This window comes from Pseudomonas floridensis, from assembly GCF_002087235.1.
In the GTDB taxonomy this organism is placed as follows: Bacteria; Pseudomonadota; Gammaproteobacteria; order Pseudomonadales; family Pseudomonadaceae; genus Aquipseudomonas; species Aquipseudomonas floridensis.
This window is the reverse complement of sequence record NZ_MUIO01000094.1, coordinates 1-24681: the sequence shown is the minus strand read 5'-3', so window position 1 is coordinate 24681 and position 24681 is coordinate 1. Positions and strand designations below refer to the sequence as shown.

Below are 24681 nucleotides of genomic sequence, written 5' to 3'. Positions count from 1 at the left end.
CACAAAACGTATCCGTACGCGCCGGGCAGCGGCGGCCGGTGTGGTTCGCGGCAGGCTTCGCAGCCCGCACCTTTAAAGTGAAATGATACAGATTTGGCGACGGGCTTAGTCAGGGTTTCAGCGTATCGAGCCACTGGGTGCGGTTGATGCGATACAACACGTGCGGTGTGAGCGGGTGGCCGTCCGGCAGATTGGGATGATCAAAATCGTCGGACGGCTCGTGCTGCATGCCGATCGCCTGCATCACTTTCTGCGACGCCTCGTTGCTCACCGCGGTAAACGACACGATCTCATCCAGATTCAGGCGCTCGAAGCCGCAGCCCAGCACCGTCCAGGCCGCTTCGCTGGCAAAGCCCAGCCCCCAGTGTTCACGCGCCAGTCGCCAGCCGATTTCCACGGCGGGCGTGAAATGCGCGTCGAACCCCACCACCCCCAGGCCGGTAAAGCCAATGAACGCACCATTGTCCTTGCGCTCGAGCGCCCATAACCCGAAACCCAATTCGGCAAAATGTCCGCGCATGCGCCCGATCATCGCGGCACTTTCAAGACGGCTCAATGTGTCGGGAAAATAACGCATCACCTGCGGGTCGGCGCACATGGCGGCAAACGCTGGCAAATCATCGTCGCGCCACTGCCGCATCAGCAGTCGGGCGCTGTCCAGCTTGAGTATCGGCTCCATCGATCTCCCCTGTAACCGTGCATGTTCGGGCGCAAGTGTAGTCTTTCGACGTTCCGGCCAACTGTGCGACGAGGCGCATAACTGGCACTATCGGGCTTCGACCTTTGAATGAACGCAAAATGTCCCTGCCGCTTATCTACCACGACGACTACAGCCCGGACTTCCCGGCTGACCATCGGTTTCCCATGGACAAGTTTCGTCTGCTGCGTGATCACTTGATCGACAGCGGGCTGACCAGCGACGTTCAATTATTACGTCCCGAGCTGTGTCCAGCGGATATCCTGGCGTTGGCCCACGATCCTTCGTACATAAGCCGCTACCTGAGCGGCGACTTGTCGCGTGAGGATCAGCGACGTCTCGGCCTGCCCTGGAGCGAAGCTCTGGCACGGCGTACGATCCGTGCCGTCGGCGGTTCACTACTGACGGCCGAGCATGCCTTGAGCAAAGGCCTGGCCTGTCATCTGGCGGGCGGCACGCATCACGCCCACTATGATTACCCGGCAGGTTTCTGCATCTTCAATGACCTGGCAGTGATCAGCCATTTCCTGCTGCAGAGCGGCCGGGTAGACAAGGTACTGATCTTCGACTGCGACGTGCATCAGGGCGACGGCACCGCCCGCATCCTGGCGGACACCGAAGATGCCATCACCGTCTCGCTGCACTGCGAAAAAAACTTCCCGGCCCGCAAGGCCCAGAGCGACTGGGACATCCCGCTGCCGATAGGCATGGGTGACAGTGATTACCTGAAAGTGGTCGACGACCTGCTCAACTACCTGCTGCCGATCTATCAGCCGGACCTGGTGCTGTATGACGCAGGCGTGGATGTGCACAAGGACGACGCGCTGGGTTATCTGCAATTGACCGACCAGGGTCTGGCCGATCGCGATGAGGCGGTGTTGCGTCACTGTCTGGGCCGCGATATTCCGGTGATGGGCGTGATCGGTGGCGGCTATAGCAAGGACCGCGAAGCGCTGGCCCGACGTCACGGCATCCTGCACCACAGTGCGCAACGGGTCTGGCTGGACCTTGGGCTGTAACAGGCTGCGCGGCAAATCTCGGGTAGAATGCCGCCCTTTCCCGCTATCGATACTCAGTTGATCATGACCAACCTTACCGCTTCCGACCCTCGATCCGTTGTCATTATCGGAGGCGGGCCTGCGGGACTGATGGCGGCCGAGGTGTTGAGCCAGGCTGGATGGCGTGTCGATCTGTATGACGGCATGCCCTCGGTAGGACGCAAGTTTCTTCTGGCTGGCGTGGGCGGCATGAATATCACCCACTCCGAACCTTATCCGGCGTTTCTCGCCCGTTACGCCGAACGTTCGCCGATGATCGCGCCACTTCTTCATCGATTCGATGCCGATGCCTTGTGCGACTGGATTCATGGGCTGGGTATCGAAACGTTCATCGGCAGCTCTGGACGGGTGTTTCCCCGCGACATGAAGGCAGCGCCCCTGCTGCGTGCCTGGTTAAAACGGCTGCGCGACGCGGGCGTGACGATTCATACCCGACATCGCTGGCTGGGTTGGAACACTGATGGCAGCCTGCGCATCGCCCATCCCGAAGGCGAGCTGGCGCTCGAACCTGCTGCGACGTTGCTGGCGCTGGGCGGCGCGAGCTGGGCACGACTCGGTTCAGACGGAGCGTGGGTACCGTGGCTCGAAGCGCGGCAAGTGGGTGTCGCGCCATTGCAGGCAGCCAATTGCGGCTTCGAAGTGCCAGCCTGGAGCGAACTGCTGCGCAGCAAGTTTGCCGGTGCGCCGTTGAAGAACATCGCCATGGGCCTGCCCGGCCAGACACCACGCTTGGGCGAATGTGTGCTGACCGCACACGGTGTGGAAGGCAGCCTGGTGTACGCGCTGTCCGCGCAGATTCGCGAAACGATCAACCTCAGCGCGACGGCCACCGTGCTGATCGACCTGCTGCCGGGCAAATCACAGGCAGATGTGCATAAGGCACTGAGCAAACCACGCGGCTCACGCTCAATGTCCAAACACCTGCACAGCCAGCTCGGTCTGGACGGCGTGAAGGCGGCATTGCTGCGTGAACTGGCGCCACGCGAAGCGTTCGACGATCCGGCAAGGTTGAGTCAGGCGATCAAAGCCCTGCCCTTGAGCCTCATCAGGGCACGGCCTGTCGACGAAGCCATCAGCACTGCGGGCGGTGTGACTTTCGAGGCGATGGATGAGCGTTTGATGCTCAAGCAACTGCCCGGCGTGTTCTGCGCAGGCGAAATGATCGACTGGGAAGCGCCAACCGGCGGCTACCTGCTCACCGCCTGCTTCGCCAGCGGACGGGCTGCCGGGCTGGGCATGGTCGAGTGGTTGCGCGAGCAGGCTTGAACTGCGCAGCGCTTCCAGCGCGCTGAAGCGGCAGCCCAACCGATCCATCAGCGTCCACCTGGCAAGTGGCGGGTCGCTGGATGATACTGCGCCTGCTTACGCAGGCGATCCGGTTCGCTGACTGCTCAGGGCTTTTTCTTGCGCGGGCCGGTGTTGAAGACCGGAACCTTGCGCACGGGTTTGACCACCGGCGCGGCCTCGGACTCGCCGCTGTCCACCCATTTGCCCAGGTTGCGCTTGCCGCCTGACACTTTGGGTTTTTTCGGCTTCTTGGGCTTCTTGAGAATCTGGCCGCTGGCATCGGTGGTCGGCACCCGGTGCTCCGGTTCGAAATCCTGCTCTTCGCGGCGCTCAAGCGTCTGACGGGTCAGCACTTCGATGGCCGACAGCAACTCGACTTCATCGGCACAGACCAGCGAGATCGCCTCGCCCGTCAGGCCCGCACGACCGGTCCGACCGATACGGTGGATGTAATCCTCGGCTACGATCGGCAGGTCCAGGTTCACGACGGTCGGCAGGTCGTCGATGTCCAGACCACGCGCCGCCACATCGGTGGCCACCAGAATCTTCACTTCATTGCTCTTGAAGCGATCCAGCGCACGCTGACGGGTCGCCTGAGGCTTGTCGCCATGAATGCCGTCGGCGTTCAGACCCAACGCCTGCAAGCGATCCACCAGTTGATCGACACCCACGCGGGTCTTGGCAAACACCAGCACCTGACCCCAGCGATGCTTTTTCATCAAGTGGATGAACAGGTCGGCCTTGCGCTTCTTATCGACCGTCACGACCCACTGTTTGACCGATGCGGCGGCCACGTTACGCGGGCTGACTTCGATGGTCAGCGGGTCATCGAGCATTTGCGACGCGAGCAGACGGATCGGGTCGGAAAAGGTCGCGGAGAACAACAGGGTCTGGCGACGCTTGGGCAGCGCGGCGTAGATCCCGCGCAGCTCTTCGGCGAAACCCAGGTCCAGCATGCGGTCGGCTTCGTCGAGGATCAGGGTCTGCAGCTGGGAGAACTTGACCGCGTTCTGGCGATGCAGATCGAGCAGGCGACCGGGCGTGGCAACCAGCACATCGACGCCTTTGCGCAGCTTCATCATCTGCGGGTTGATGCTGACGCCGCCGTAGACCGCGTAAGTGCTCAGCGGCAGGTGTTCGGCGTACTGGCGAATGCTTTCATGGACCTGCTCGGCCAGTTCGCGGGTCGGTGCCAGCACCAGGGCGCGGATCGAGTTGGGGCCGACTTTAGGGCCTTCCATCGTCAGGCGCTGCAACAGCGGCAAGGCAAAACCCGCCGTCTTGCCCGTGCCGGTCTGGGCAGCTGCCATCAGGTCGCGGCCCGCCAGAACCGGAGGAATCGCCTGTGCCTGCACAGGGGTCGGAGTCTGGTAGCCGAGCGCATCAAGGGCGCGCAGCAAGGGTTCGATCAGGCCGAGAGAGGCGAATGTCATGGGGATACCGTAGGAAAAATTCAGCGCAAGGCGCGCAGTTTAACCTGTCCGGCCCGCCTCGGTTAGCTTGTGCGTACTGATACGGCTTCCTGCGGCTGCGGCCTGCGCCATTGCGGAAGGCCGATCAGCACCACGCCACTGATAATCACCACCATCGCCGTGCACTCGGCCAGCCCGATCGTCTCGCCCGCAAACATCACGCCCAGCAGTACCGCCACCGCCGGATTGACGTAGGCATAACTGGTCGCCGCCGCCGGGCGTACGTTTTTGAGCAGGTACATGTAGGCGCTGAACGCAACGATCGAGCCGAACACCACCAGATACAGCAGCGCACCCCAGCCCGCAGCCGTGGGCATCTGCTCCAGGCGCTCGCCACTGACAAAACTGCCGATCAGCAGCGTGACACCGGCAACCAGCATTTCCGCACCGCTGGCCATCGGCCCTTTCGGCAGCGTCAGGTGCTTGCTCAGCACCGAGCCGAACGCCCACGCTGCGGCGGCGAAAATCACCAGCGCAGCGCCATAGGGACTGGCCTGCAGGTTGGAGCCCATGTTCAGCAGACCGATACCGATCAGGCCCAGAATGATGCCGGCCCATTCCAGATTCGTGGTGCGATTGCCCCAGAACAGGCCAAACAACAAGGTGAACAATGGCATGGTCGCGACTGACAACGCTGCAATCCCCGAAGCCACGCCCGCGTGCTCGGCCAGCGTCACACCGCCGTTGCCGCAAGTCAGCAGCAGAAAGCCAACCACAGCGGCCCCCTTCCATTCAGCCCAGGTCGGCGCAGGCGCGCCGCGATAGCGCAGGAACCCGTACATCAGGCAGCCGGCAATCAGGAACCGGACACCGGCCATCATCAGTGGGGGCCAGGACTCAACGCCGATACGAATGACCAGATAGGTAGAGCCCCAAATCAGGTACAACGCCAGGAAGGCGCCGATCAGCAATGGGGTAAAGCGAAAGGTCTGAGGCATGATCGGCTCTGGAATCATTATTGGAGTGAGCCTATTGTATGAAGGTCAATGGCGAATATTAAGCAGACAAACCTGTTTAAACGAGCCGAAAACTTTCGATTCAATGCTTGTTCGGCAACTTCGCCTTGGTTTTGAAAAACTCGAATTACACCAAAGGGGTGCACGATGGTCCTCGACAAATACGACCGGATTCTGCTCGACGCGCTGTTGCAAAACGGCCGGGCGTCGTTCGCGCAATTGGCGAAGCTGGTCAACCTTTCAGCGCCCGCGGTGGCCGAGCGTGTCGCCAAGCTTGAGGCCAGTGGCGTGATTACCGGCTATGAAGCCAAGGTGGATCCGTCGAAGGTCGGTCTGCCGATCCAGTGCATCATCGAATTACGCATGGCCACGCATGGCAATCAGCAAGTCTATGACGATCTGTGGAAAGTGCCGGAGCTGATTCAATGCCACCGGGTGACGGGCGACCCTTGCGTGATCATGCGCGCGGCCGTCGATTCGATGCCGCATCTGGAAGACCTGATCAATCGCATCGCGCAGTTCGGGTTCAGCAAGACGTCGATCGTGCTGTCAACCGCGGTGGAGCGAAGCCTGCCCTCCGGGCATCTGGTGCCTCAGGGAACGCGCGAGCGGACAGCCGTCAAAGCCCACGCTGACGCTTGATGGCCTCGCTGATTTTCGCCGCCGGGACTTTCTGCAACGAACACAGCAGTTGATGAGAAACCCCGGCCAGGCCGTGGGTCTGGCGCAACTCATTGGTCAGGTAAGCGGTGAGGTTGGCCGCCATTTCGGCATCGGCCATTGCCCGGTGAGCCTTGCCGGTATTGGGCAGGCGCGCATACTGGGTGAGCGTGCCCAGCTTGTGATTCGGCGCACCCGGCATCAGCCTGCGAGCGAGCAACATCGAGCAGGCGAAGCTCTGCTCACGCGTGCGTTCGATGCGCGACAGTTCGTAATCCCAGAATTTCTGGTCGAACGAGGCGTTGTGCGCCACCAGCGGCGTCGCTCCCACGAAGTCGCTGACATCGCCCATTACCCGTTCTGCGCTGGGCGCAGTGCGGATCATGTTATTGCTGATGCCGGTCAGACCCTCGATGAACGCCGGGATGCGCACACCGGCGTTCATCAGGCTCTGGTAGCGATCAACGATACGCCCCTGCTCCATGATGACCACGGCAATCTCGGTCGCCCGGCAGCCATGGCCTGGAGAGATCCCGGTGGTTTCAAAGTCGATGACTGCGATACGTTCCAACACGTTGGTCCAACCCTTGAATTCATTTCAACAACAACGCACCTTCGATCGGCACGTAACGACTGGCGGCGCGGATCAGCGAATTGGCGGTCAGCCCCGGCACGCCATAGGCCACGGCTTCGACGCCATGTTTGCTGATGATGCGTTCAAGCAGCATGTCGAAGTCGCCATCACCCGAGGCCAGCACGACTTCGTCCACCTGCGGCGCGAAGTCCATGATATCGATGGTGATGCCCACATCCCAGTCTCCTTTGGCGGATCCGTCGCTGCGCTGGATGTACGGCTTGAGCCGAACGGTGAAACCCAGGTTGCGCAGGATCTGCTGGAACTGCTGCTGCTTGCTGTCACCACGGTCGATGGCGTAGGCGAATGCGTGGACGATCTCGCCACGCTTGCTGATGTCCGCCCACAACGCGGCGTAATTGAAATGACAGCCATGCGCCTGGCGCACGGTGTAGTAGAGGTTCTGCACGTCGGCGAACACTGCAATCTTCTTCACCGCAATTCCTCATGACGCAGGCTGGCGACCTGCGGGTTGCTGATCCGGAACATGGATCGGCGTCCAGTATGCCAGCTTGGGCCGGGAATTGAGGGATGGATTGCTGCGCAGCAGCGATGAACGATCCGCTCGCGCTGGGTGGGAATGCCGTCAGGCACGCTCCGCGTCCGCTCTGGAAGGGAACGCGGAGCAAGTGACGATCACCAACGATCCGGCTGACACACCTCAGACAAACGAATCATCGTCATCCGAGAACATTGCGCCATCATCGTTGTAGCTGTCATCCGCGGTGTACTGCGGATCCGGTTGTCCCCAATTGCCTTGGTCAGCGTTCGAGAACTGATCCTGAACCGGCGCATCATGGATGACTTCGACGATTTCCTGCGGCTGGCTGTGATGGCTGAACAGGCTGCTGATGCCTTCTGCCAGCATCACGCCACCCGCGACACCGGCCGCCGTTTTCAGTGCGCCGCCGAGAAAACCGCTGCCCACCGGCGCGGCGGACGCGGCGCCATAGCCTGGTTGCGGAGCGGGTGGCGGGTTGTAGCCAGCACCGTCGCGCCAGCCGCTCGACTGGGCCGGTTGAGGCTGCGGCGCTCGCGATGCGCTGCTGCCGAAGATGCTCGACAGAAACCCGCCGCTGGCTGGCGCGGCTGATGACTGCCCCTTCACCTGTTGGAGCTCGGCCTGCAATTGCTGAATCTGCTCGTCACGCTGTTTGATCTGCTGATTCAGCTGATTGACCGCGGCTTCCTGCACCAGAATCGCTTGCGTCATGTAATACGGTGCAGCGGGCTGGCGGGTCAGATGCTCCTTGATCAGCGCTTCGGCCCCTGCGTCTCGCGGCGCAGAAGTCGTTTCGGCGTTTTTCAGTTTCGAGAAAAGACCATCGATCAGGGTTTGCTCTTCGTTATTCATGGCGACCTCGCGGATTGCCGTTGTCTGTCTTCGCCCGGCCGAATGCCGGGTCCTGCATCAGTAATGGGGCTGGAGCAGAGCGGTTCAATGACATGAAAAAAAAGATAAGGAAGCCGCCTGGCCATTGCCGCTGCGCTTGGATCGGCACAGGCCATGGGCTAAAGTGACGGCCTGCTTTTTTGCCTGCGATCTACTATGAACCCGTTGACCGTCCTCCAGGATTCGCTCTATTTCTTCCGGCGTAATCTGGGCAGCATTCTGGTGCTTTGTCTGCCTCTGGTGGTGCTTGAAGCGCTTGCCAGGCAGGCCCTGAGCAACGCCATGTCTACCGATGCCTCGCCTGCCTACGAACTGGTCGCAGGCCTGTTTTTCTACCCGCTGTACACCGCCGCCCTGATTCTGTTTCTCGACGCCCGCAGCCGTGGTGAAGAACCCCCGACCCGCGACCTGCTGGCCATGGCGCTGCGCCTGTGGCCAACCTTCGCCGTACTCTCGGCGATGAGCACGCTTTTGATCATGTTCGGCCTGTCACTATTGGTCGTACCGGGCATCTGGGTGATGATCAAACTGTCGTTCAGCGAGTACTTGCTGGTACTGCGCAGGCTGACGCCGTTCATGGCCATGCGCGAAAGCATGTTGATGACCACCGGGCACTTCACGCGGATCATGGTCTGCGTGCTCTGCGTCTATATCCCGTTGTGGCTGCTTGAAGGCGTGAGTCTTTACCTGCTGCCAGAACCACAGAGCGCACCGGTTTCTCTGGCTCTGGACAGCGTGAGCAGCTTCATGAACCTGTTCACCAGCATCGTGATATTCCGGCTGTTCATGCTGATCAGCGAGCCTGCGCACAACGCCTGAGCCCGAATGCGAATCTCACCGAGCGCAAGGCGCTCCAGGTCGAGCCGATGAACCGTTTGCTGTTACGCCTGACTATATATGGCCTGCTGCTGGCCGCCGTGCTGCTGGTGTTGATCCAGCAAATGACCTGGCGTCCGGCAGAGCGTGAACCCGCACTGACCCGCTGCACGACCGAACTGGCGGCAAAACCGCTGGTGCCTGGGCAAGCGCTGAAGGTCATGACCTGGAACATTCAGCATCTGGCTGGCAAGCGTTACGTGTTCTGGTACGACATGGCCGATGGCAGCGGCCCGGACGAACGGCCGACGCCGGAGGACCTGGCCTACAACCTCGACGAAGTGGCCCGTGTCATTCGCGACGAACAGCCGGACATCGTCCTGCTTCAGGAAATGAACGACAACGCCAAGAACACCGACTACCACGATCAGTTGGCGCTGCTGCAAGAGCGCGTGGCGGACCTCTACCCCTGCAGCTCGCAAGCCTTTTACTGGCGCGCAGATTTCGTACCGAACCCGCATATCTGGGGCAGCGTCGGCACCAAACTCGCGACGCTCAGCCGTTTCCGGATCGATCATGCCGAACGGGTGCAACTGCCCCTGCCCGACAGCAATATCATCAGCCGCCAGTTCCAGCCGAGAAATGCGCTGCTGGTCAGCTACCTGCCACTACGTGACGGCGGACAACTGGCGGTCATCAACACCCACCTGACAGCCGCCAAAACCAGCGGCGACACTGCGCAGAGACAGGTCGCAGCCATCGGCGCGCTGCTGGATACCTTCGAAGGCGCCGGCACGCCGTGGCTGATAGGTGGTGATTTCAATCTATTGCCGTTGGGCCAGTACCGGCGCTTGCCGGAACCCCTGCGCGCAGGCTACGCCCCCGACAGCGAACTGCACGCGCTCTGGGACAAATACCCTATGATCCCGACCAACGCCGAAGCCAGCGGCATCGATCGCAACACATGGCTGACCTACTTCCCCAACGACCCGCGCGTGAACGGACCGGATCGCACCGTCGACTACCTGTTCTACAGCCCGAGCCTGAAACGGGTCAGCGCCGGGGTACGTCGCGACGATACATTGTTGATCTCGGATCACCTGCCGGTGATCGGGCGGTTTCTGCTACCAATGGTGCCTTGAGGGCGCTTAAGGAAAGCCTCACAGGCCTGTTCACTGCAGCCCGTACTGAACACATCCTGCTTTAAAACGTCAGACCGCAATCCAGAAAGAAAAAACCATTCAGGGATCACACGGAGCTCAGGCATGAACACCACAGAACAGTTACAGACAAAACGAAAATACAGCGCCAAATGGCAAGAGCGCTTCGACTTTTTCGAGGCCAACGGCGCGCCTAAAGATCCGGGCTTCAACGCGGCTTTCAAGGCCCTGCCGGGTTTTGGGAAAAAAATGCTGATGCAGATGAACTTCATCGCGTTCTTCTTCGGACCGATTTATCTCTTCGTACTCGGTCTCTGGAAGAAAAACCTCGCCCTGCTGGGCATCCTGATCGGTATCAATATTGTCTTGAACGTGGTGCTGGCTCTTCTCGGCACGGATTTGTCCCAAGGGATGAACACCGGCATGAATGTCGCGGGCTCGCTCATGTATGCGCTCACGACCAACTACTCGTACTACCTGAAGGAGATCAAAGGCGAGCAAGGCTGGAACCCGTTCAAAGGCTTTCGCCTGATCTGATCGGCCGCATTGGCTGAAATGAGAAGCCCACACCTCTCAGCGAGAGTGCGGGCTTTTTCGTTGTGCCTGCCCTGCCGCTGACCTCACTCGACCAGACTCAGCTCGCCGTCGGCATACCGCACTTCACGTCCCAGCCAGGACGGATCGACATGAGGCAGCACCGCCGAAGGTTTGCGCAGTTCGCGCAGCAGCGTTGAACCGTGAGACAGACGCCCGCCCATCCGTGCGATCACGGCGCGGGCATTCTGGTAATGCGCGTGTCGGCCGGGGTCCAGCGTGTCCTCGAGCAGAATGTCAGCGCCCAGGATGCCCTGCACCTGTCCCGGATAAATCATGAACCCCGCTGCCTGCTCGGTCCCTTCGCGACCATCCTGCCAGAAGTTGCCTGTGCGGCTGCGAACCTCCGGGTGTGGCGCGAACCAGTGCGCCCGATCAGCCTGCGGCATGGCGTGATGCAGTCGGAAAAACACACGCATCAGGTTATCGCGATACCACTCACGAACTTGCAGGTAATAGCCGCGCATGCCCGGCAGACCCGCCGCGTGCGCCAGACCAATCGCCTTCGGCCAGACCGGAAACGGCTGCAACGGCAAGTCGCTCAGCGCCGGGCGCGGCGTGGCCGGATCGGTTTCCCACGGCAATCGGTGCGGGCAGTGTTCCAGGTCATCGTAGGCGGTGGGCGGCCGTCCCAGCAGGTCGCCGCCGCTGCTGGCCAGCGCAGTGGCAATGCACAGATTACCCTGCACGACGAAGACATAGAAACGGGTGAACCAGTCGGCGAGTTGCCGACCATCAGCGCCTTGTGCGATTAATGAAGCCAGTTCCTGATCGAAGCCGATCAAGCGTTTTTCCAGGGTCAGCAAGTGCCCGCGTGCAATGCGCTGCATGCGCAGGAACAACGGCACTGAGCGCAATAGCCGCAGTGGCCGCCAAGGAAGATGCGGTGTCGCGCCGCCCACTTCTCCCGCATAGCTGCTGGAGGCGACGCCCCAGTCCGCGAGTCGAGCCAGAAACAAGTCATTGTTGATATAGGACGCTGCGCCGAACAACGCAGTGAAGGGTTCGCTGTCTTGAAAGACCCGCGAGTCCCAGCGCCCCATGATCGCCGGGATACTGCCCGCCGCACGCCGCTGGGCATATTCCACGAAGCGGCTGGGCTGCGGCGGCAGGATTTCAGCGATATTGGCGGCGGTCAGGTGCCGACGCCAGCCGTAATCACTGATCGGCCGGTATTGCAGCAACCATAATTGCTTACCGTCCCAGGCCCATTCGACATCGCCGGGCACATAGTGGAACGTCTTCAGAACGCTTTGCAGAAAGTCCCAAAGCAACGCCTGCGTCAGGCCGTGTGCGGCGCTGAATGCATGACTGCTCCAGGATGCGCCCAGCCGGGAAATGATCGCCCGACGGGGCGTCGCCTGCCCGTCCGCCAGCGATTCAAGATGGCCTTCCACCCATTCCAGCTCGACTGAAAGATGACGCACAAAGGCGATACCGGACAGCACTGGCGTGATGAAGCGCTGAACCACGACCTCTTCGACACCGTCCTCGTGCAATTGCGCAATACGGGCAGGCACGTTGTGCGCAGGTTCGCGCAGAAAGGTGGTGCTCAGCCCGGCATTCGCCGCATCGGCCTGATCCTCGCCGAAACTCGATGAGCGCACCGCCCAGATGGCATCGGGCTGACTGATGAGAAATCCAGAGACATCCGCGCCGTCACCCTGCACGACCGACAACGCAGCCGGGACCGGCTGTCCGGCACTGGCCGCCAGGCGCAGGCGACCGCCCTTGGTATGCGCAATGAAGCCGCGCTCACCGGACTCCACCCAGTGGGCGAATTCGGCAGGCGTGTCAATCCACGGGTAATGACCCCAGCCTGGCTTCAGGCTGATGGTCAGATCAGCGCGAGCCAGAATCGCCGACCAGGCCGCTGCCTGTTCGCTGCCCAGTAACTCGTCCTGATCGCCCCAGACCAGCTCGACCGCGTCCTCGACCCATTCCAGCAGCGGCAACGCCGTGTCCGCACGCAGCAAATCCCAATACGGCACGAACGCCCGGCACCGCGCATAACCGGCACCCATGCGCTGATAGTGAGACGTCGGCCATGTCTGCCGGGAGAACTTGCGGGCGAACAGCGCAGGCTTGTTGGCCAGCAGCCAATGGATGGTCTTGCGGATCGGCATCGGCGACATTAGCGCGGGCAGACGCCGCTGCCACAGAAACGCCCCGACCGGCGACAGCAGCACGCTTCTGCAAAAGTGCCCAGGCTGACGCTGCAACGCATGCAGGACCAGCAACGCACTGACACCCACTGCAACAATGGCGCTGCCCCGAACTGTCATGCTCAGCAAGGCTTCGGCATAGGCGGCAAGGTCGTCACAAGGCGGCTGCGGATTGCTGCCAAAGCCCGGCAACTCCAACGGCACCACGTCGTAACTCTTGAAGTACGGCAGCACATCGTCCCACCACTCGGCACTGCTGCCATTGCCGGCCAACAGGTACAGCCGCGTACGGTCAGGCATTGCACGCATCCTTCATCGTCTGAGCCCGATCATGGCGATACAACCAGACCAGCGGTGGCAGCAGCGCCAATAGCGCAGCAGAATCCAGCCATACGTGCGACCACAGGTCGGCACGCAACGAAATAACAATGTCCTGCGGCGCCCAGAGCAGCAGCCCGGCCATCAGCCAGGCCCAAGGCAGGGGCGTTTTGAGACGATTGCCCAGATGCACGAGCGCCAGCATGTACAGCGAATAGGCCTGCAAGGTCGCACCAAACAACGCCGCCCACCAGGTTTGCTGCGCCCGAGCCGCCGCCGGTGCCGCTTCGGTCCAGAATGCCTGCTCCAGCGTAAGCAGATACCCGTCGAGCAACCCGGCGAAACCTGCCCACGTAAACACGACACTGCCCAGCACATGCGCCAGTGCCGCAGCGTAAAGCCAGGTCACGAGAATGCGCCGTCGGGGCCAGGAAGAAAGCGGCATCACAAATCCTTACAGACTGGAGAGGTGCCGAGTGTAGCGATTTTGCGGCGCTGTTTAATCCGAATAATCAACGCTCGCTGATAGCCACAGAATCGTGATCCGCCTCCTCAGTCATCTGGCGCTGCCACTAATGCCTTGAGTACAGCGTGCTGGACGCGAGCAGCCCTCCCGGCAAATCGGCGTCAAGCCAGCAATTTGATCAGCGTCTTGTAGTAGATCTCAGTCAGGACATCCAGATCACTCGCCAGAATCCGTTCGTTGACTTGATGGATGGTCGCGTTGACCGGGCCCAGTTCGACCACCTGAGTGCCCATGGTCGCGATGAAGCGACCGTCCGAGGTACCACCGGTTGTTGAGGGTTGGGTATCACGTCCGGTCACCGATTTGATGCTCGCCGCTACCGCGTCCAGTAAGCCCCCTGGTTCGGTCAGGAACGGCAGACCCGACAAGGCCCAGTCGATGTGCCAATCCAGCGCGTGTTTATCGAGAATTTCCGCCACCCGTCGTTGCAGACTCTCAACCGTGGATTCAGTGGAGAAGCGGAAATTGAACATCGCGACCAGATCGCCCGGAATGACGTTGGTTGCGCCCGTGCCCGCATTCAGATTAGAGATCTGAAAACTTGTTGGCGGAAAAAACGCGTTACCGCTGTCCCAATGCTCAGCTGCCAGTTCGACCAGCGCCGGGGCGACCAGGTGGATAGGGTTACGAGCCAGATGAGGGTACGCCACGTGCCCCTGGACCCCGCGGACAGTCAGCTTTGCGCCAAGTGACCCACGTCGCCCGTTTTTGACGACATCACCCACCAGGGCGGTGCTGGAGGGTTCACCCACAATGCACCAGTCCAGACGCTGCTGGCGTGCGACCAGGCGCTCGACAACCGCTTTCGTGCCATAACGGGCCGGGCCCTCTTCGTCGCTGGTGATCAGAAAGGCGACCGACCCGCGGTGGTTCGGGTAATCGGTCACAAAACGCTTGGCAGCGACCAGCATGGCCGCCAGACTGCCTTTCATGTCCGCAGCCCCTCTTCCGTGAAGCATTCCCTGCTCATCAATCAGCCCTTCGAACGGCGGGATCGTCCAGTCCTGCAAAGGTCCGGTCGGCACGACATCCGTATGTCCCGCAAAGCACAGCACTGGCCCGTCACCCTGACCGTGCATTGCCCAGAAATTATCGACTTCTTCAATGTTCATTGTCTCCAGCGAAAAGCCGACCTTGCCGAGGCGGGTCATCATCAATTTCTGGCAGTCCGCGTCGAGCGGGGTGACTGAGGGTCGACGGATCAATTCACAGGCGAGTTCAAGGGTTGGCGAAAGCATGACTGCGGCGACTCCAGAGCAGGGGTTGATAAAATCACGTTACATTATTACATTATGTTTCAGTAATGTTTCTAAAATCCAGAAGCCTGAGGCCAGGCGGCAGGTTGTCGTCTCTGAGTCTCATCCATTACTGCAAGCAATGTGTTCAACCCTTGACGCCTCAGCCTCAGCGCTTATGCCGAACCGAGAATCTGAAATGAACAATGCTTTAGCTCAGTTGCAGCCTTACCCCTTCGAGAAATTACGGGCGTTATTGAGCGACGTAACGCCAGACACGACCCTGCGTCCTATCGCCTTGTCCATTGGGGAACCCAAACATCCTTCTCCAGGCTTCGTCAAAGAAGCATTGGCAGCCAACCTCGACCAGATGGCGGTTTACCCTGCAACGCTGGGCATACCGGCGTTGCGCGAGGCAGTTGCTGACTGGTGCCGACAACGCTTCGAATTACCGGCCGACTGGCTGGACCCAGCCCGTCACGTGCTACCTGTAAACGGTACTCGCGAAGCGTTGTTCGCGTTCACCCAAACGGTTGTGCGCCGTGATGTCGGAGGGCTGGTGATCAGCCCCAATCCGTTCTACCAAATCTACGAAGGCGCGGCGATTCTGGCGGGTGCCACACCTCACTATCTGCCGTGCCTGGACAGCACTGGTTTCAATCCGGACTTCGACAGCGTTTCCGCCGACGTCTGGCAACGTTGCCAGATACTTTTTCTGTGCTCACCCGGCAACCCTACTGGCGCGCTAGTGCCGCTCAATACCCTGAAGAAGTTGATTTTCCTGGCTGACAAGTACGATTTCGTGATCGCTGCGGACGAGTGCTACAGCGAGTTGTATTTCGACGAAGACCTGCCACCACCCGGCTTGCTCACCGCATGCGCGGATCTGGGGCGCAGCGATTTCAAACGCTGCGTCGTATTCCACAGTCTGTCGAAGCGCTCTAACCTGCCGGGCCTGCGCTCGGGTTTTGTCGCGGGCGACGCAGATCTTCTCAAAGCATTCCTGCTCTATCGCACCTACCACGGCTGCGCGATGCCCGTGCAAACTCAACTGGCCAGCGTCTGCGCCTGGAGAGATGAAAACCACGTACGCGAAAACCGTGACCTCTACCGAGAGAAGTTCGACGCGGTGCTCGACATACTGTCTCCGGTCATGGACGTGAAGAAGCCCGATGGCAGCTTTTACCTGTGGGCAAAGGTGCCGATGGACGATGCCGAGTTCACTCGCGAGCTGTTCGAAAAGACTCACATCACCGTTGTTCCAGGGTCTTATCTGTCCCGCGAGGTAGACGGCGTCAACCCGGGCGCAGGACGTATAAGAATGGCCTTGGTCGCGCCACTGGCTGAATGCGTGGAAGCGGCAGAGCGTATACGAGCCTTCCTTTTACAACGTTGAACATAAATGCGACCGTGCGCATGTTTTCTTATTGACTAACGGCTGCCATGGACGGCAAACGAAAACTGCTAACTTGTGAAAGTAACGCTCTGAATGCCCCTGCATGAGTCGAGTACTTTTTAAATAAAAGGCCACTCTAAAACCTGAGCGCCCCCACGCTGTAGAGATGTTTACAACCCACGATACCCACCCTCCGTTAAGTTTAATTCATGGGCCATGATGCGATCGGATTGTTATCCTTGAAGCGCGCACCGCCTACCGCCTGCCCCAGCATTCAGGCCTCGTACAGCTGAAGAACCCACTTTGCACGCCGTTTGAAGCGAGACCGAAGGCGTGCCTGCAATAGCAATTTATCCCGTTGGCAAGCTCAGTGTTTACACCTCAGATTACCTACTAAAAATCACAGGGTATCACCATGAAAAAAAGAGCTTTTTACATAGTGCTGATTGCGCTTCTCGCCAAAGAAGCCATGGCCATGCCGTCTGCCGAAGAAACGAAGATAGTCAATTACGTCGATCAACACAGCCTCGAGCAAATTGCACTTTTGGAAAAACTGGTCAATATCAATAGCGGCACGGAGAACGTGGAAGGGGTTACTCAGGTCGGTAACCTGATGAAAAAAGAACTCGATGAACTGGGTTTTGAAACACGATGGCACGACCTGCCGGCCGGAATGAATCATGCGGGCAGCCTGGTCGCCATTCATCAGGGCACATCAAAAAAACGCCTGTTGCTGATTGGCCATCTGGACACGGTTTTTCCAAAAGAGAGTCGCTTTCAGACGTTCTCCTATATCGACGGCGGTAAAAAGGCCAAAGGGCCGGGCGTGATTGATGACAAGGGCGGTATCGTGACGATGCTCTACGCTCTGCAGGCGCTCAAGGACAACGGCTCGTTGCAGGACATGAACATCGCGGTGGTCCTGGTCGGCGATGAAGAACTCTCTGCCAAACCTACCGACATCTCGAGAAAAGTGCTTATGGACGAGGCCAGGAAAAGCGACATTGCACTAGGTTTCGAATTCGCACTGTCTGCAAACCAGCTGGTGACCAACCGCAGAGGACTGAGTGAGTGGTTTTTAACCAGTAACGGCGTAGAGCGCCATTCCGCAACCCTCTTCCAGCTAAAGACAGGCTTTGGTGCAATCTACGAATCAGCTCGAGTGCTGGATCAAGTCAGATCACAACTGTCGCACTATCCAGGACTGACCATTAACCCCGGCCTTGTTCTGGGCGGAGCCAGCGCCGTCGAGGACATCGAAAATGGCAAAGGTGTTGCCGCAGGCAGAAAGACAAGTGTGGCCAAGACCACCCTCGTACACGGCGATCTTCGTTTCGCGAGCGAAGATCAACGGGCGTTTGCCGAATCGAGAATAAAAGCAATCGTCAGCGAGCCTCTGCCGCAGACCAGTAGTGAATTCGTGCTCAAACCGATCATGCCGGTCATGGAAGAAAGCAAAGGCAATCTGGAGCTATTGAAACAGTACAGTAAAGTCAGCCAGGACCTTGCCGGACCAGCCCTGGAGCCGGCACCCGCCGCTGAAAGAGGCGGTGCGGATATCTCTTTCGTGAGCAAACTCGTCAGTGCCGGTCTGGATGGACTGGGCGCTGCGGGAGAAGCGACACATACCGAAAATGAAACCATCGACCTGAGCTCGCTCGCAGTCGCCACCAAACGGGCTGCCCTCTTCATGAGCCGCTACAGCCACTAAGTCATTGCGTCTTGCAACTGCCCGCCTCTGGAGCAAGGGGTGGGCAGTCGGCCGGGACGATGGCCAAAACAAGGGTGCCTGCTCAGCTCACTCATTGCGTCCGATTGCATTAAAACCGTGACGAGTGCAGCGATTCTCCAGCGGCATTGACGCCGTCCAATCAACTCTCGGAGACAGTGACAGAATCCTGACCGGCTTCAGCTTCCAGCTTCGCCCTGTCCGCCTTGCTTACGTAAGTGGACTTCTTGCGCGGGGCCAGTTTAGCGCTGGCTTTCTTGGCATTGGCCTTCAATAGCTGATTGATCTTTTTGCGACGATTCATGGTGTTTTGCTCAACGGAGATGCTGTGGATCATATCAGTTTGAGTGTCGCACTACGCCTGCCTTCCTGATAACACCCTGAGTTCACAACCATTGAACTAATCATCCGGGCCGCCCACCTAACGCTGTGCAGATAGCCTCTCGCCACCGGTTTGGGTTGGTTCTGAGCTCCCCACTTACACACAAAGGTTTGATGAATCATGAAAAGTGAACAAGTAGAAGGTGTTGCAGAAAAGCTGGTCGGCAAAGCGCAGGGCGCGGTGGGCAGACTGCTGGGAGATTCGCGACTGGAAGCCGAAGGCGCTGGCCGTCAGGCGTCCGGTCAGTTGACCAAAACCTACGGCGATGCGCTGGACAGCGTGTCGACGTTCGTGAAAGAAAAACCTGTCGCAGCACTCGCAATCGGTGCAGTAGCAGCGCTGGTGATCAGCCGTATCCTGCGTCGCTGATCCCGCCAGGAGGGACTGTCCGACAGGGCAATCCCTCTCTTCTCTCGTCCTCTCATGAATGCACCAACAGCGTAAGCGGCGATAACCAGGCAGCTTCGTTCTATACGCCTCGCCTGATTACGTCCCCCTCGGCTTGACCCGCGCTGTCGCCTCCGCCACCAGCGGATCATCTGGCCAGTGGTGCTTCGGATACCTGCCCTTCAAATCTTTCTTTACCTCGGCATACGTGCTGCGCCAGAAGTTGGCCAGGTCCTGCGTAACTTGCACCGGACGGCGTGCCGGTGACAGCAGGTGAAGTTTGACGACTTGCCTGCCATTGGCGATGCGCGGGGTCTCGGCCAGGCCGAACAGTTCTTGCAGGCGCACGGCGAGGATCGGTGGGCGCTCGCTGTAATCGAGACGCACGGATGAGCCGGACGGCACGCTGAGGTGGTGCGGCGCCAGTTCGTCGAGACGTTGCGGCAGCGGCCATGGCAACAGATTGCGCAGGATTGAGGACAGGTCCAGGTTGCCGAAGTGGCTGAGTCGCGTGACTTTACCCAGATACGGCTGCAGCCACGATTCAAGCGTGTCGAGCAGGCGCGCGTCGCTCACATCCGGCCATTCGCTGGACGATGATTTTTCCAGATCCAATTGGCGCAATAAGGCGACCCGCGCTTGCCACTGGCGCAGTTCAGGCGTCCATGGCAGCAACTCCAGTCCCTTGCGCCGCACCAGCGCCAGCAAGGCACGGCTACGCGTGGCTTCGTCGAGCCCGGTAAGCGGTTCGCGGCTGAGGATCAACTCGCCCACTTTGCGCTGTCGCTCAGCCCGGAACACGCCTTCGCGTTCGTCCCAATCGATCTGATTCAGCGATATGACCTGTTCGGCCAATACGGAATCGAACAGTGCCGGATCGAACTCAGCTGCCAGATAGATGCGTTCTTCGCGCTGCCCTTGGCGACTGCCCAGGTCCGCCACGACGATCCACGCCTGCTTCATCAATGCGTCGGCTTCGGCAAACAACGCAGCGCGGCCGTTGGCTAATCGATATTCAGCACCGCCCGGTCGGCGCTGCTGAGCGACGCGGTCCGGGTAAGCCAGCGCCAGCAAGGCGCCGAGCCAGCGCCGATGATCGGGATCACTGACCGGACTGTCCGCCTTGCCGCGCAAATAGCCACGGTACTGACGCGCCAGTTGCCTGGCCCGCTGCACGCCGCCTTGAGCGCCACGAGCTGCGCGCTCGGTGCCGGCCAGCAGGCTCAGGCGACTGTGAAGGTCGGCGCCTGCCCCACGCAGAATATCGCGCTCGCCCAACAGCGCCGCGACATCACAGGCCAGTTCGCCGAGCCCCAATGCATGGCCGCGCAATAGTAGATGCGCGATGCGCGGATGAGCAGGCATTTCGGCCATCGCCTGGCCGTGGGGCGTCAGCGTGCGTGACTGAGTGGATTGATCGCTTAGTGCTTCCAGACGCATTAGTAAATCCTGCGCTTGTGCATACGCCGCCGCGGGAGGCGCATCCAGCCAGACCAGTTGACCCGGCATCACACCCCAGCGCGCCAGTTGCAACGCCAGACCGGCGAGGTCTGCCTGCAGAATTTCCGCAGCCCCATAAGCGGCCAGTTGATCGTGCTGCGCTTCGGACCACAGCCGGTAACACACGCCCGGTTCCAGCCGCCCGGCACGCCCGGCACGCTGAGTAGCACTGGCGCGGGAGATGCGCTGGGTCTCCAGACGCGTCATGCCGCTGCCCGGATCGAAACGCGGCACCCGCGCCAAACCCGCATCAATCACCACACGCACGCCGTCGATGGTCAGGCTGGTCTCTGCAATATTGGTCGCCAGCACAACCTTGCGAATGCCTTGAGGTGCGGGCTCGATGGCGGCACGCTGGGCGCTCAGGTCCAGTTCGCCGTGCAGCGGGCACAGCATAATGTCGCGTCGCTCGCCCAAAGCTTCGGCGAGTTGTTGATTGACCCGACGAATCTCGGCCTGCCCCGGCAGAAACACCAGCAGGCTGCCGGACTCATTTCCCAGCGCATCGAGCACGGTCTGCACCACACGCGGCTCGACAAACTCACTGGGCTGAAACAGGCGTCCCCACTGCATCGTCACCGGAAACATGCGCCCGTCGCTGCGCACCACCGGCGCGTCATTCAGCAGCGCTGCCAGTCGCTCGCCCTCCAGCGTCGCCGACATCAATAGAATCTTCAGCGGCTGCTCGTCGCGAAACAGCTCACGCCCGTTGAGGCTCAGGGCCAAAGCCAGATCGGCGTCCAGACTGCGCTCGTGAAACTCATCGAAAATCAGCAGCCCGACACCCTCCAGCGCCGGATCGTCCTGCAACCGTCGGGTCAAAATGCCCTCTGTCACCACCTCGATGCGTGTGCCCGGCCCGACCTTGCTGTCCAGACGGATGCGATACCCCACCGTCTCGCCGACCTGCTCGCCCAGCTCGCTGGCCAGCCGTTCGGCGGCGGCGCGCGCCGCCAGGCGACGGGGTTCAAGCATGAGAATGGTCTGCCCGGCGAGCCAGGGTTCGTCCAGCACCGCCAGTGGCACACGCGTGGTCTTGCCCGCACCGGGAGGTGCCTCGAGCACGACCTCGTTGCGCTCGTTAAGGGCTTTGAGAAGAGCCGGCAGAGCGGCGTCGATGGGCAACGAGTTCATGATGTCTCCGGCAGTAAGGCCGGAATTATAAGGGTTCGTAAAAAGGATGCGCAGCGAGTCCCGTACTTATTCCCGTTGAAAGCCTGCCGACCGGACAGGTATTGACTACGCTACTGGCGGGTTGAGTTGCGCAACGTGGTACGACGCCTGTCCGACGCGATCCGGGAACGGCAGACTGAACGCTCACCCGGCCCTGTTGCGCTGCATCGCGCCATTGCAGGCATTGAGTTGAAGACGCTGGCAGCCGCGTCTTCCTTGCCGTGCAGGGCCAGTGTAGATTCACACTCCATGCTCTTTGAAAGGGCTTCACCGGCCGACCGAGGCCTTGGCAGTTGTTTGAAAGGTGACGATGTCTATGCCCGCGCCCATGCCTCCCATCCAGGCGTCCACTCCAACGGGCTATGCTGCCGACTACCACCGCACTCCCATCACCCTGCCCCCGCAGATACAGCAACGCATTGACCGGCTCAGGATATTGCTGGTCGGGCTGGTGCTTCTGACAGGGTTTACCGTGCTGGCCGGCTATGCCTTCGATGTGCCAAGACTCATCACCTTGACGCCCACGCTGCAGGGGATGTCGCCCCTGACTGCGCTGGGCATTATTCTGATTTCGGTGACGCTGGTCGTTCCGGTTCAGAGACGCTACGCATTGTGGCCTTGCATCCTGATGACCAGCGCGATTGCCATCTCGACCATGACCTCACAGTGGCTGTTGCGCCACGACGTCATGAGCGAACGGGTGGTGACCTGGTTCTTCAGCACATCAGTGACCGGACAAACGTCGTTTGCCACCGGGCTGTGTCTTGGCTTGCTGGCCATGGCGCAAGCGGCGCGTCTGGCAGGCTCCCTGCGCGTGAGTGATCTGCTGAGCAGCATCGCTTTGGCCACCAGCGGCATAGCGGTGCTGGGCTACGCCTATGAGGTCGAAGAGTTGTACAAGATATTTTTCTTCAACACCATTGCCCTGCATACCGCCTGCGCGCTGAACCTGCTTGCACTTGCCACGTTGATTCGCAACTGCCCGGGTGGTTACGCCTCGATTCTGTTCACCGATCAGTCTGCCGGTAGAGTCACCCGCATTCAGACCCTGCTGGCCTGCAGCATTCCGGTCATTGGGCTGCTGCTTTCTCAAGCGACTCATGTCAGTCAGATGGGCGCCGAGGCCGCGCTCGCGATTGCCATTTCCATTACGTTTCTGCCCTTGGTGGTTCTGATCATTCGCAACGGTCGCGCCCTGTCGCGGCTTGATGAAGCGCGACGCAAAGGCTCGGAAGACGAAGCCCGTATCAAAGCCAGTCTGGAGGCCGAACTGGCCGATAAGCTGGTTGAACTCGAGGAGCAGACACGCCAGCGTAAAGAAGCGCAGGACGTGATCAATCGCACCCAGCGGCTCGAGGCAGTCGGGCAGCTCACAGGCGGTATTGCGCACGATTTCAATAACCTGCTCATGGCGATAGCGGGCAATCTCGAACTGCTCCAGCGCACGGTACCTGCAGACACCAAATCGCATGCTTACGCCAGCCGGGCATTGACGGCGACTCAAAAGGGCACCCGATTGACGGGGCAGTTGCTGGCATTTTCCAGAACGCAAAAACTGACGCTGGAGGAACTCTCGCTCGCGCCGGTAATGCAATCGGTCAAGAATCTGATCGCCAATGCGCTCGGACTGAACATCGACGTGTCCATCACCCCGCCTGACGATTCGTTGTGGGTTCGCTCGGACAGCCACCAGTTGGAGCTGGCGATACTGAACCTGGCACTCAATGCAAAGGACGCGATGCCAGAAGGTGGTTCGCTGACGATCCAGTGCCGTGCCGTCGGCCCGAGTGCCGGGCGAGCGGCAATGGTGGCGATTTCGGTGACCGATACGGGCAGCGGCATGTCGCCTGAAATCGCCGCCAAGGCCACCGAGCCCTTCTTCACCACCAAGGAGCATGGTCAGGGCACCGGCCTTGGTCTGGCCCAGGTTTACGGATTCTGTCTGCAATGCAACGGAGACCTCGTTATCCACAGCACCCTTGGGATCGGCACTCGCGTCGAAATCCTTCTGCCTCAGGTTGAAGCCCGCGAGCCTGATATCACCGACGACGGAGTCGTGAAGGTACGCCGACGCGAGGAGACGAATCGGCAAATCCTGGTGGTGGACGACGATGAGAGCGTCAGGTCGGTGTTTGTCGATGCCCTTCGCCTGGACGGTTTCGACGTGATCGAAGCAACCGACGGTTTCAGCGCCCTGCGGATACTCAATGAGATCAGGCCTGCGGCGGCGGTCATCGATTTTCTGATGCCGGGCCTGAACGGTGCCGATCTCGCACGCAAGGCGCGTTTGCGCCAACCCGACCTGCCCATCGTGTTTATCAGTGGCTATTCCGACACCCTGGCGCTCGATTCGATTTCCGATGCCGTGGTGCTGCGCAAGCCGATCGATCTGCAAGCGCTCAGCGCCGTCGTCACTGACATGACCCGATCAGCCTGAAGGCTAATATCGCCCTGACGCGCGTGCTGCCGGTTGCCGTCCACCACAACGAACCACACCGGCACGCAATAGTCTTAGCCTTGCAGCCTTTGCCTTGTATAGTTGCCCTCTTCATTTCAGGAGCTTTCCATGCGCATTCCTTCCCGTTTGATTGGTGGTGTTGTGGTCGCCACGTTGCTGACTCAGCTGACTGCCTGCGGCAGCATTTTCTACCCTGACCGTCGTGGCCAGATTGACGGCAAGGTCGACCCGGCCATTGCCGCGCTGGATGCCTTCGGTCTGCTGTTCTACATCATTCCCGGCGTAATCGCCTTTGCGGTCGACTTCGCCACCGGCGCCATCTACTACGGGCCGGGCGAGCACGCACAGATCGATCCGCAGAAACTGCAACCCGCGATCAAGGCCGATGGCAGCGTCGATAACACCAGACTGCAAGCCATCATCGAAGCCGAACTGGGCCGCTCACTGCCGCTGAACGACCCACGCCTGATTCAGCACAAAGGCAGCGTCGAGCAACTGGCTTCGCTGGGTCTTGTACCGGCTGCTTAATATTTTTCCGGGTTTGAAGGACGCGTCATGAGCACCAGTGCCGAACACAGCAGACTGTTGCGTCTCGCGACGCGGGCTTCGCTTGGGGTGGCCGTCACCCTGATTCTGGCCAAGAGCGTGGCGTGGTGGATCAGCGGGTCGGTCAGCCTGCTTGCCG

General features: G+C 60.2%; 22 protein-coding genes and 1 pseudogene. 12 read left to right on the top strand and 11 right to left on the bottom strand.

The features are described 5' to 3' along the window. Positions 1 to 109 precede the first annotated feature (109 nt). A complete protein-coding gene (locus tag BZK31_RS22105; RefSeq protein ID WP_083185437.1) occupies positions 110 to 679 on the bottom strand; it encodes a GNAT family N-acetyltransferase in 570 nt (189 codons plus the stop codon). 119 nt (positions 680 to 798) lie between these two features. On the opposite strand from BZK31_RS22105, the gene BZK31_RS22100 reads away from it, so the two are divergent. Both BZK31_RS22100 and BZK31_RS22095 read left to right on the top strand, forming a co-directional pair. Next, on the top strand, positions 799 to 1716 hold the full coding sequence (locus BZK31_RS22100; RefSeq protein WP_083185436.1) for a histone deacetylase family protein: 918 nt from the start codon (positions 799 to 801) through the stop codon (positions 1714 to 1716). 63 nt (positions 1717 to 1779) lie between these two features. Beyond that, positions 1780 to 3021: a TIGR03862 family flavoprotein gene (locus BZK31_RS22095; protein WP_083185444.1), complete on the top strand. Its 1242-nt coding sequence runs from the start codon at positions 1780 to 1782 to the stop codon at positions 3019 to 3021. Between the two features lie 125 nt (positions 3022 to 3146). On the opposite strand, the gene rhlE1 is transcribed toward BZK31_RS22095, so the two are convergent. Both rhlE1 and yedA read right to left on the bottom strand, forming a co-directional pair. Next, positions 3147 to 4475: an RNA helicase RhlE1 gene (gene rhlE1 / locus BZK31_RS22090; protein ID WP_083185435.1), complete on the bottom strand. Its 1329-nt coding sequence runs from the start codon at positions 4473 to 4475 to the stop codon at positions 3147 to 3149. Positions 4476 to 4537: 62 nt separating this feature from the next. After that, complete coding sequence (yedA, locus tag BZK31_RS22085) at positions 4538 to 5452, bottom strand: drug/metabolite exporter YedA (protein ID WP_083185434.1); 915 nt, start codon at positions 5450 to 5452, stop codon at positions 4538 to 4540. A gap of 165 nt (positions 5453 to 5617) precedes the next feature. On the opposite strand from yedA, the gene BZK31_RS22080 reads away from it, so the two are divergent. Beyond that, positions 5618 to 6112: an Lrp/AsnC family transcriptional regulator gene (locus BZK31_RS22080; protein ID WP_083185433.1), complete on the top strand. Its 495-nt coding sequence runs from the start codon at positions 5618 to 5620 to the stop codon at positions 6110 to 6112. Here the strand turns inward: BZK31_RS22080 and BZK31_RS22075 are convergent. From BZK31_RS22075 to BZK31_RS22065, 3 genes are all read right to left on the bottom strand, one after another. Beyond that, positions 6090 to 6701: a 3'-5' exonuclease gene (locus BZK31_RS22075; protein WP_167378081.1), complete on the bottom strand. Its 612-nt coding sequence runs from the start codon at positions 6699 to 6701 to the stop codon at positions 6090 to 6092. The two genes, BZK31_RS22080 and BZK31_RS22075, sit on opposite strands and share 23 nt — an antisense overlap. Positions 6702 to 6723: 22 nt before the next feature. Beyond that, the gene (locus BZK31_RS22070) at positions 6724 to 7200 is read right to left on the bottom strand and encodes an NYN domain-containing protein (RefSeq protein ID WP_004887906.1); all 477 of its coding nucleotides are present in this window, start codon (positions 7198 to 7200) and stop codon (positions 6724 to 6726) included. A 225-nt stretch (positions 7201 to 7425) separates the two neighbouring features. Then, a complete protein-coding gene (locus BZK31_RS22065; RefSeq protein ID WP_083185431.1) occupies positions 7426 to 8118 on the bottom strand; it encodes a DUF2076 domain-containing protein in 693 nt (230 codons plus the stop codon). Between the two features lie 195 nt (positions 8119 to 8313). On the opposite strand from BZK31_RS22065, the gene BZK31_RS22060 reads away from it, so the two are divergent. From BZK31_RS22060 to BZK31_RS22050, 3 genes are all read left to right on the top strand, one after another. Further along, complete coding sequence (locus tag BZK31_RS22060) at positions 8314 to 8976, top strand: YciC family protein (RefSeq protein WP_083185430.1); 663 nt, start codon at positions 8314 to 8316, stop codon at positions 8974 to 8976. 47 nt (positions 8977 to 9023) lie between these two features. Then, complete coding sequence (locus BZK31_RS22055) at positions 9024 to 10115, top strand: endonuclease/exonuclease/phosphatase family protein (protein ID WP_083185429.1); 1092 nt, start codon at positions 9024 to 9026, stop codon at positions 10113 to 10115. A gap of 123 nt (positions 10116 to 10238) precedes the next feature. Further along, on the top strand, positions 10239 to 10670 hold the full coding sequence (locus tag BZK31_RS22050) for a DUF2628 domain-containing protein (RefSeq protein ID WP_083185428.1): 432 nt from the start codon (positions 10239 to 10241) through the stop codon (positions 10668 to 10670). Between the two features lie 83 nt (positions 10671 to 10753). On the opposite strand, the gene BZK31_RS22045 is transcribed toward BZK31_RS22050, so the two are convergent. The 3 genes from BZK31_RS22045 to dapE all read right to left on the bottom strand — a co-directional run bounded on the left by BZK31_RS22045 (position 10754) and on the right by dapE (position 14974). After that, on the bottom strand, positions 10754 to 13192 hold the full coding sequence (locus BZK31_RS22045) for an alpha/beta hydrolase (RefSeq protein WP_083185427.1): 2439 nt from the start codon (positions 13190 to 13192) through the stop codon (positions 10754 to 10756). Next, positions 13185 to 13655 carry a cell division protein gene (locus BZK31_RS22040; protein WP_083185426.1) on the bottom strand — a complete coding sequence of 157 codons (471 nt, stop codon included), beginning with the start codon at positions 13653 to 13655 and terminating at the stop codon, positions 13185 to 13187. Before BZK31_RS22040 ends, BZK31_RS22045 begins: the two co-directional genes overlap by 8 nt. 182 nt (positions 13656 to 13837) lie before the next feature. After that, positions 13838 to 14974 (bottom strand): succinyl-diaminopimelate desuccinylase, encoded by a 1137-nt coding sequence (gene dapE / locus BZK31_RS22035; RefSeq protein WP_083185425.1) that lies wholly within the window; start codon positions 14972 to 14974, stop codon positions 13838 to 13840. 196 nt (positions 14975 to 15170) lie between these two features. Between dapE and dapC the strand changes: the two genes are divergently transcribed. Then, the gene (gene dapC / locus BZK31_RS22030) at positions 15171 to 16367 is read left to right on the top strand and encodes a succinyldiaminopimelate transaminase (RefSeq protein WP_083185424.1); all 1197 of its coding nucleotides are present in this window, start codon (positions 15171 to 15173) and stop codon (positions 16365 to 16367) included. 469 nt (positions 16368 to 16836) lie between these two features. Continuing rightward, a complete protein-coding gene (locus BZK31_RS22025; RefSeq protein ID WP_244182717.1) occupies positions 16837 to 18078 on the top strand; it encodes a M20 family metallopeptidase in 1242 nt (413 codons plus the stop codon). Positions 18079 to 18238: 160 nt separating this feature from the next. Here the strand turns inward: BZK31_RS22025 and BZK31_RS22020 are convergent, their stop codons facing one another. Further along, positions 18239 to 18400 (bottom strand): DUF2986 domain-containing protein, encoded by a 162-nt coding sequence (locus tag BZK31_RS22020; RefSeq protein ID WP_083185443.1) that lies wholly within the window; start codon positions 18398 to 18400, stop codon positions 18239 to 18241. Positions 18401 to 18598: 198 nt separating this feature from the next. Between BZK31_RS22020 and BZK31_RS22015 the strand changes: the two genes are divergently transcribed. After that, entirely contained in the window at positions 18599 to 18847 is a 249-nt protein-coding gene (locus BZK31_RS22015; RefSeq protein ID WP_083185422.1) for a CsbD family protein, read from the top strand. A 117-nt stretch (positions 18848 to 18964) separates the two neighbouring features. Here BZK31_RS22015 and hrpB read toward each other — a convergent pair whose 3' ends face one another. Next, positions 18965 to 21499, bottom strand: coding sequence for an ATP-dependent helicase HrpB (hrpB, locus tag BZK31_RS22010; RefSeq protein ID WP_083185421.1), 2535 nt, complete (start codon positions 21497 to 21499; stop codon positions 18965 to 18967). Between the two features lie 355 nt (positions 21500 to 21854). On the opposite strand from hrpB, the gene BZK31_RS22005 reads away from it, so the two are divergent. From BZK31_RS22005 to fieF, 3 genes and pseudogenes are all read left to right on the top strand, one after another. Then, on the top strand, positions 21855 to 23975 hold the full coding sequence (locus BZK31_RS22005; RefSeq protein ID WP_167378080.1) for an ATP-binding protein: 2121 nt from the start codon (positions 21855 to 21857) through the stop codon (positions 23973 to 23975). A gap of 129 nt (positions 23976 to 24104) precedes the next feature. Next, positions 24105 to 24524 carry a polyribonucleotide nucleotidyltransferase gene (locus tag BZK31_RS22000; protein ID WP_083185419.1) on the top strand — a complete coding sequence of 140 codons (420 nt, stop codon included), beginning with the start codon at positions 24105 to 24107 and terminating at the stop codon, positions 24522 to 24524. A gap of 27 nt (positions 24525 to 24551) precedes the next feature. After that, positions 24552 to 24681 (top strand): annotated as a pseudogene (gene fieF, locus BZK31_RS29240) (CDF family cation-efflux transporter FieF); the annotation flags it as partial.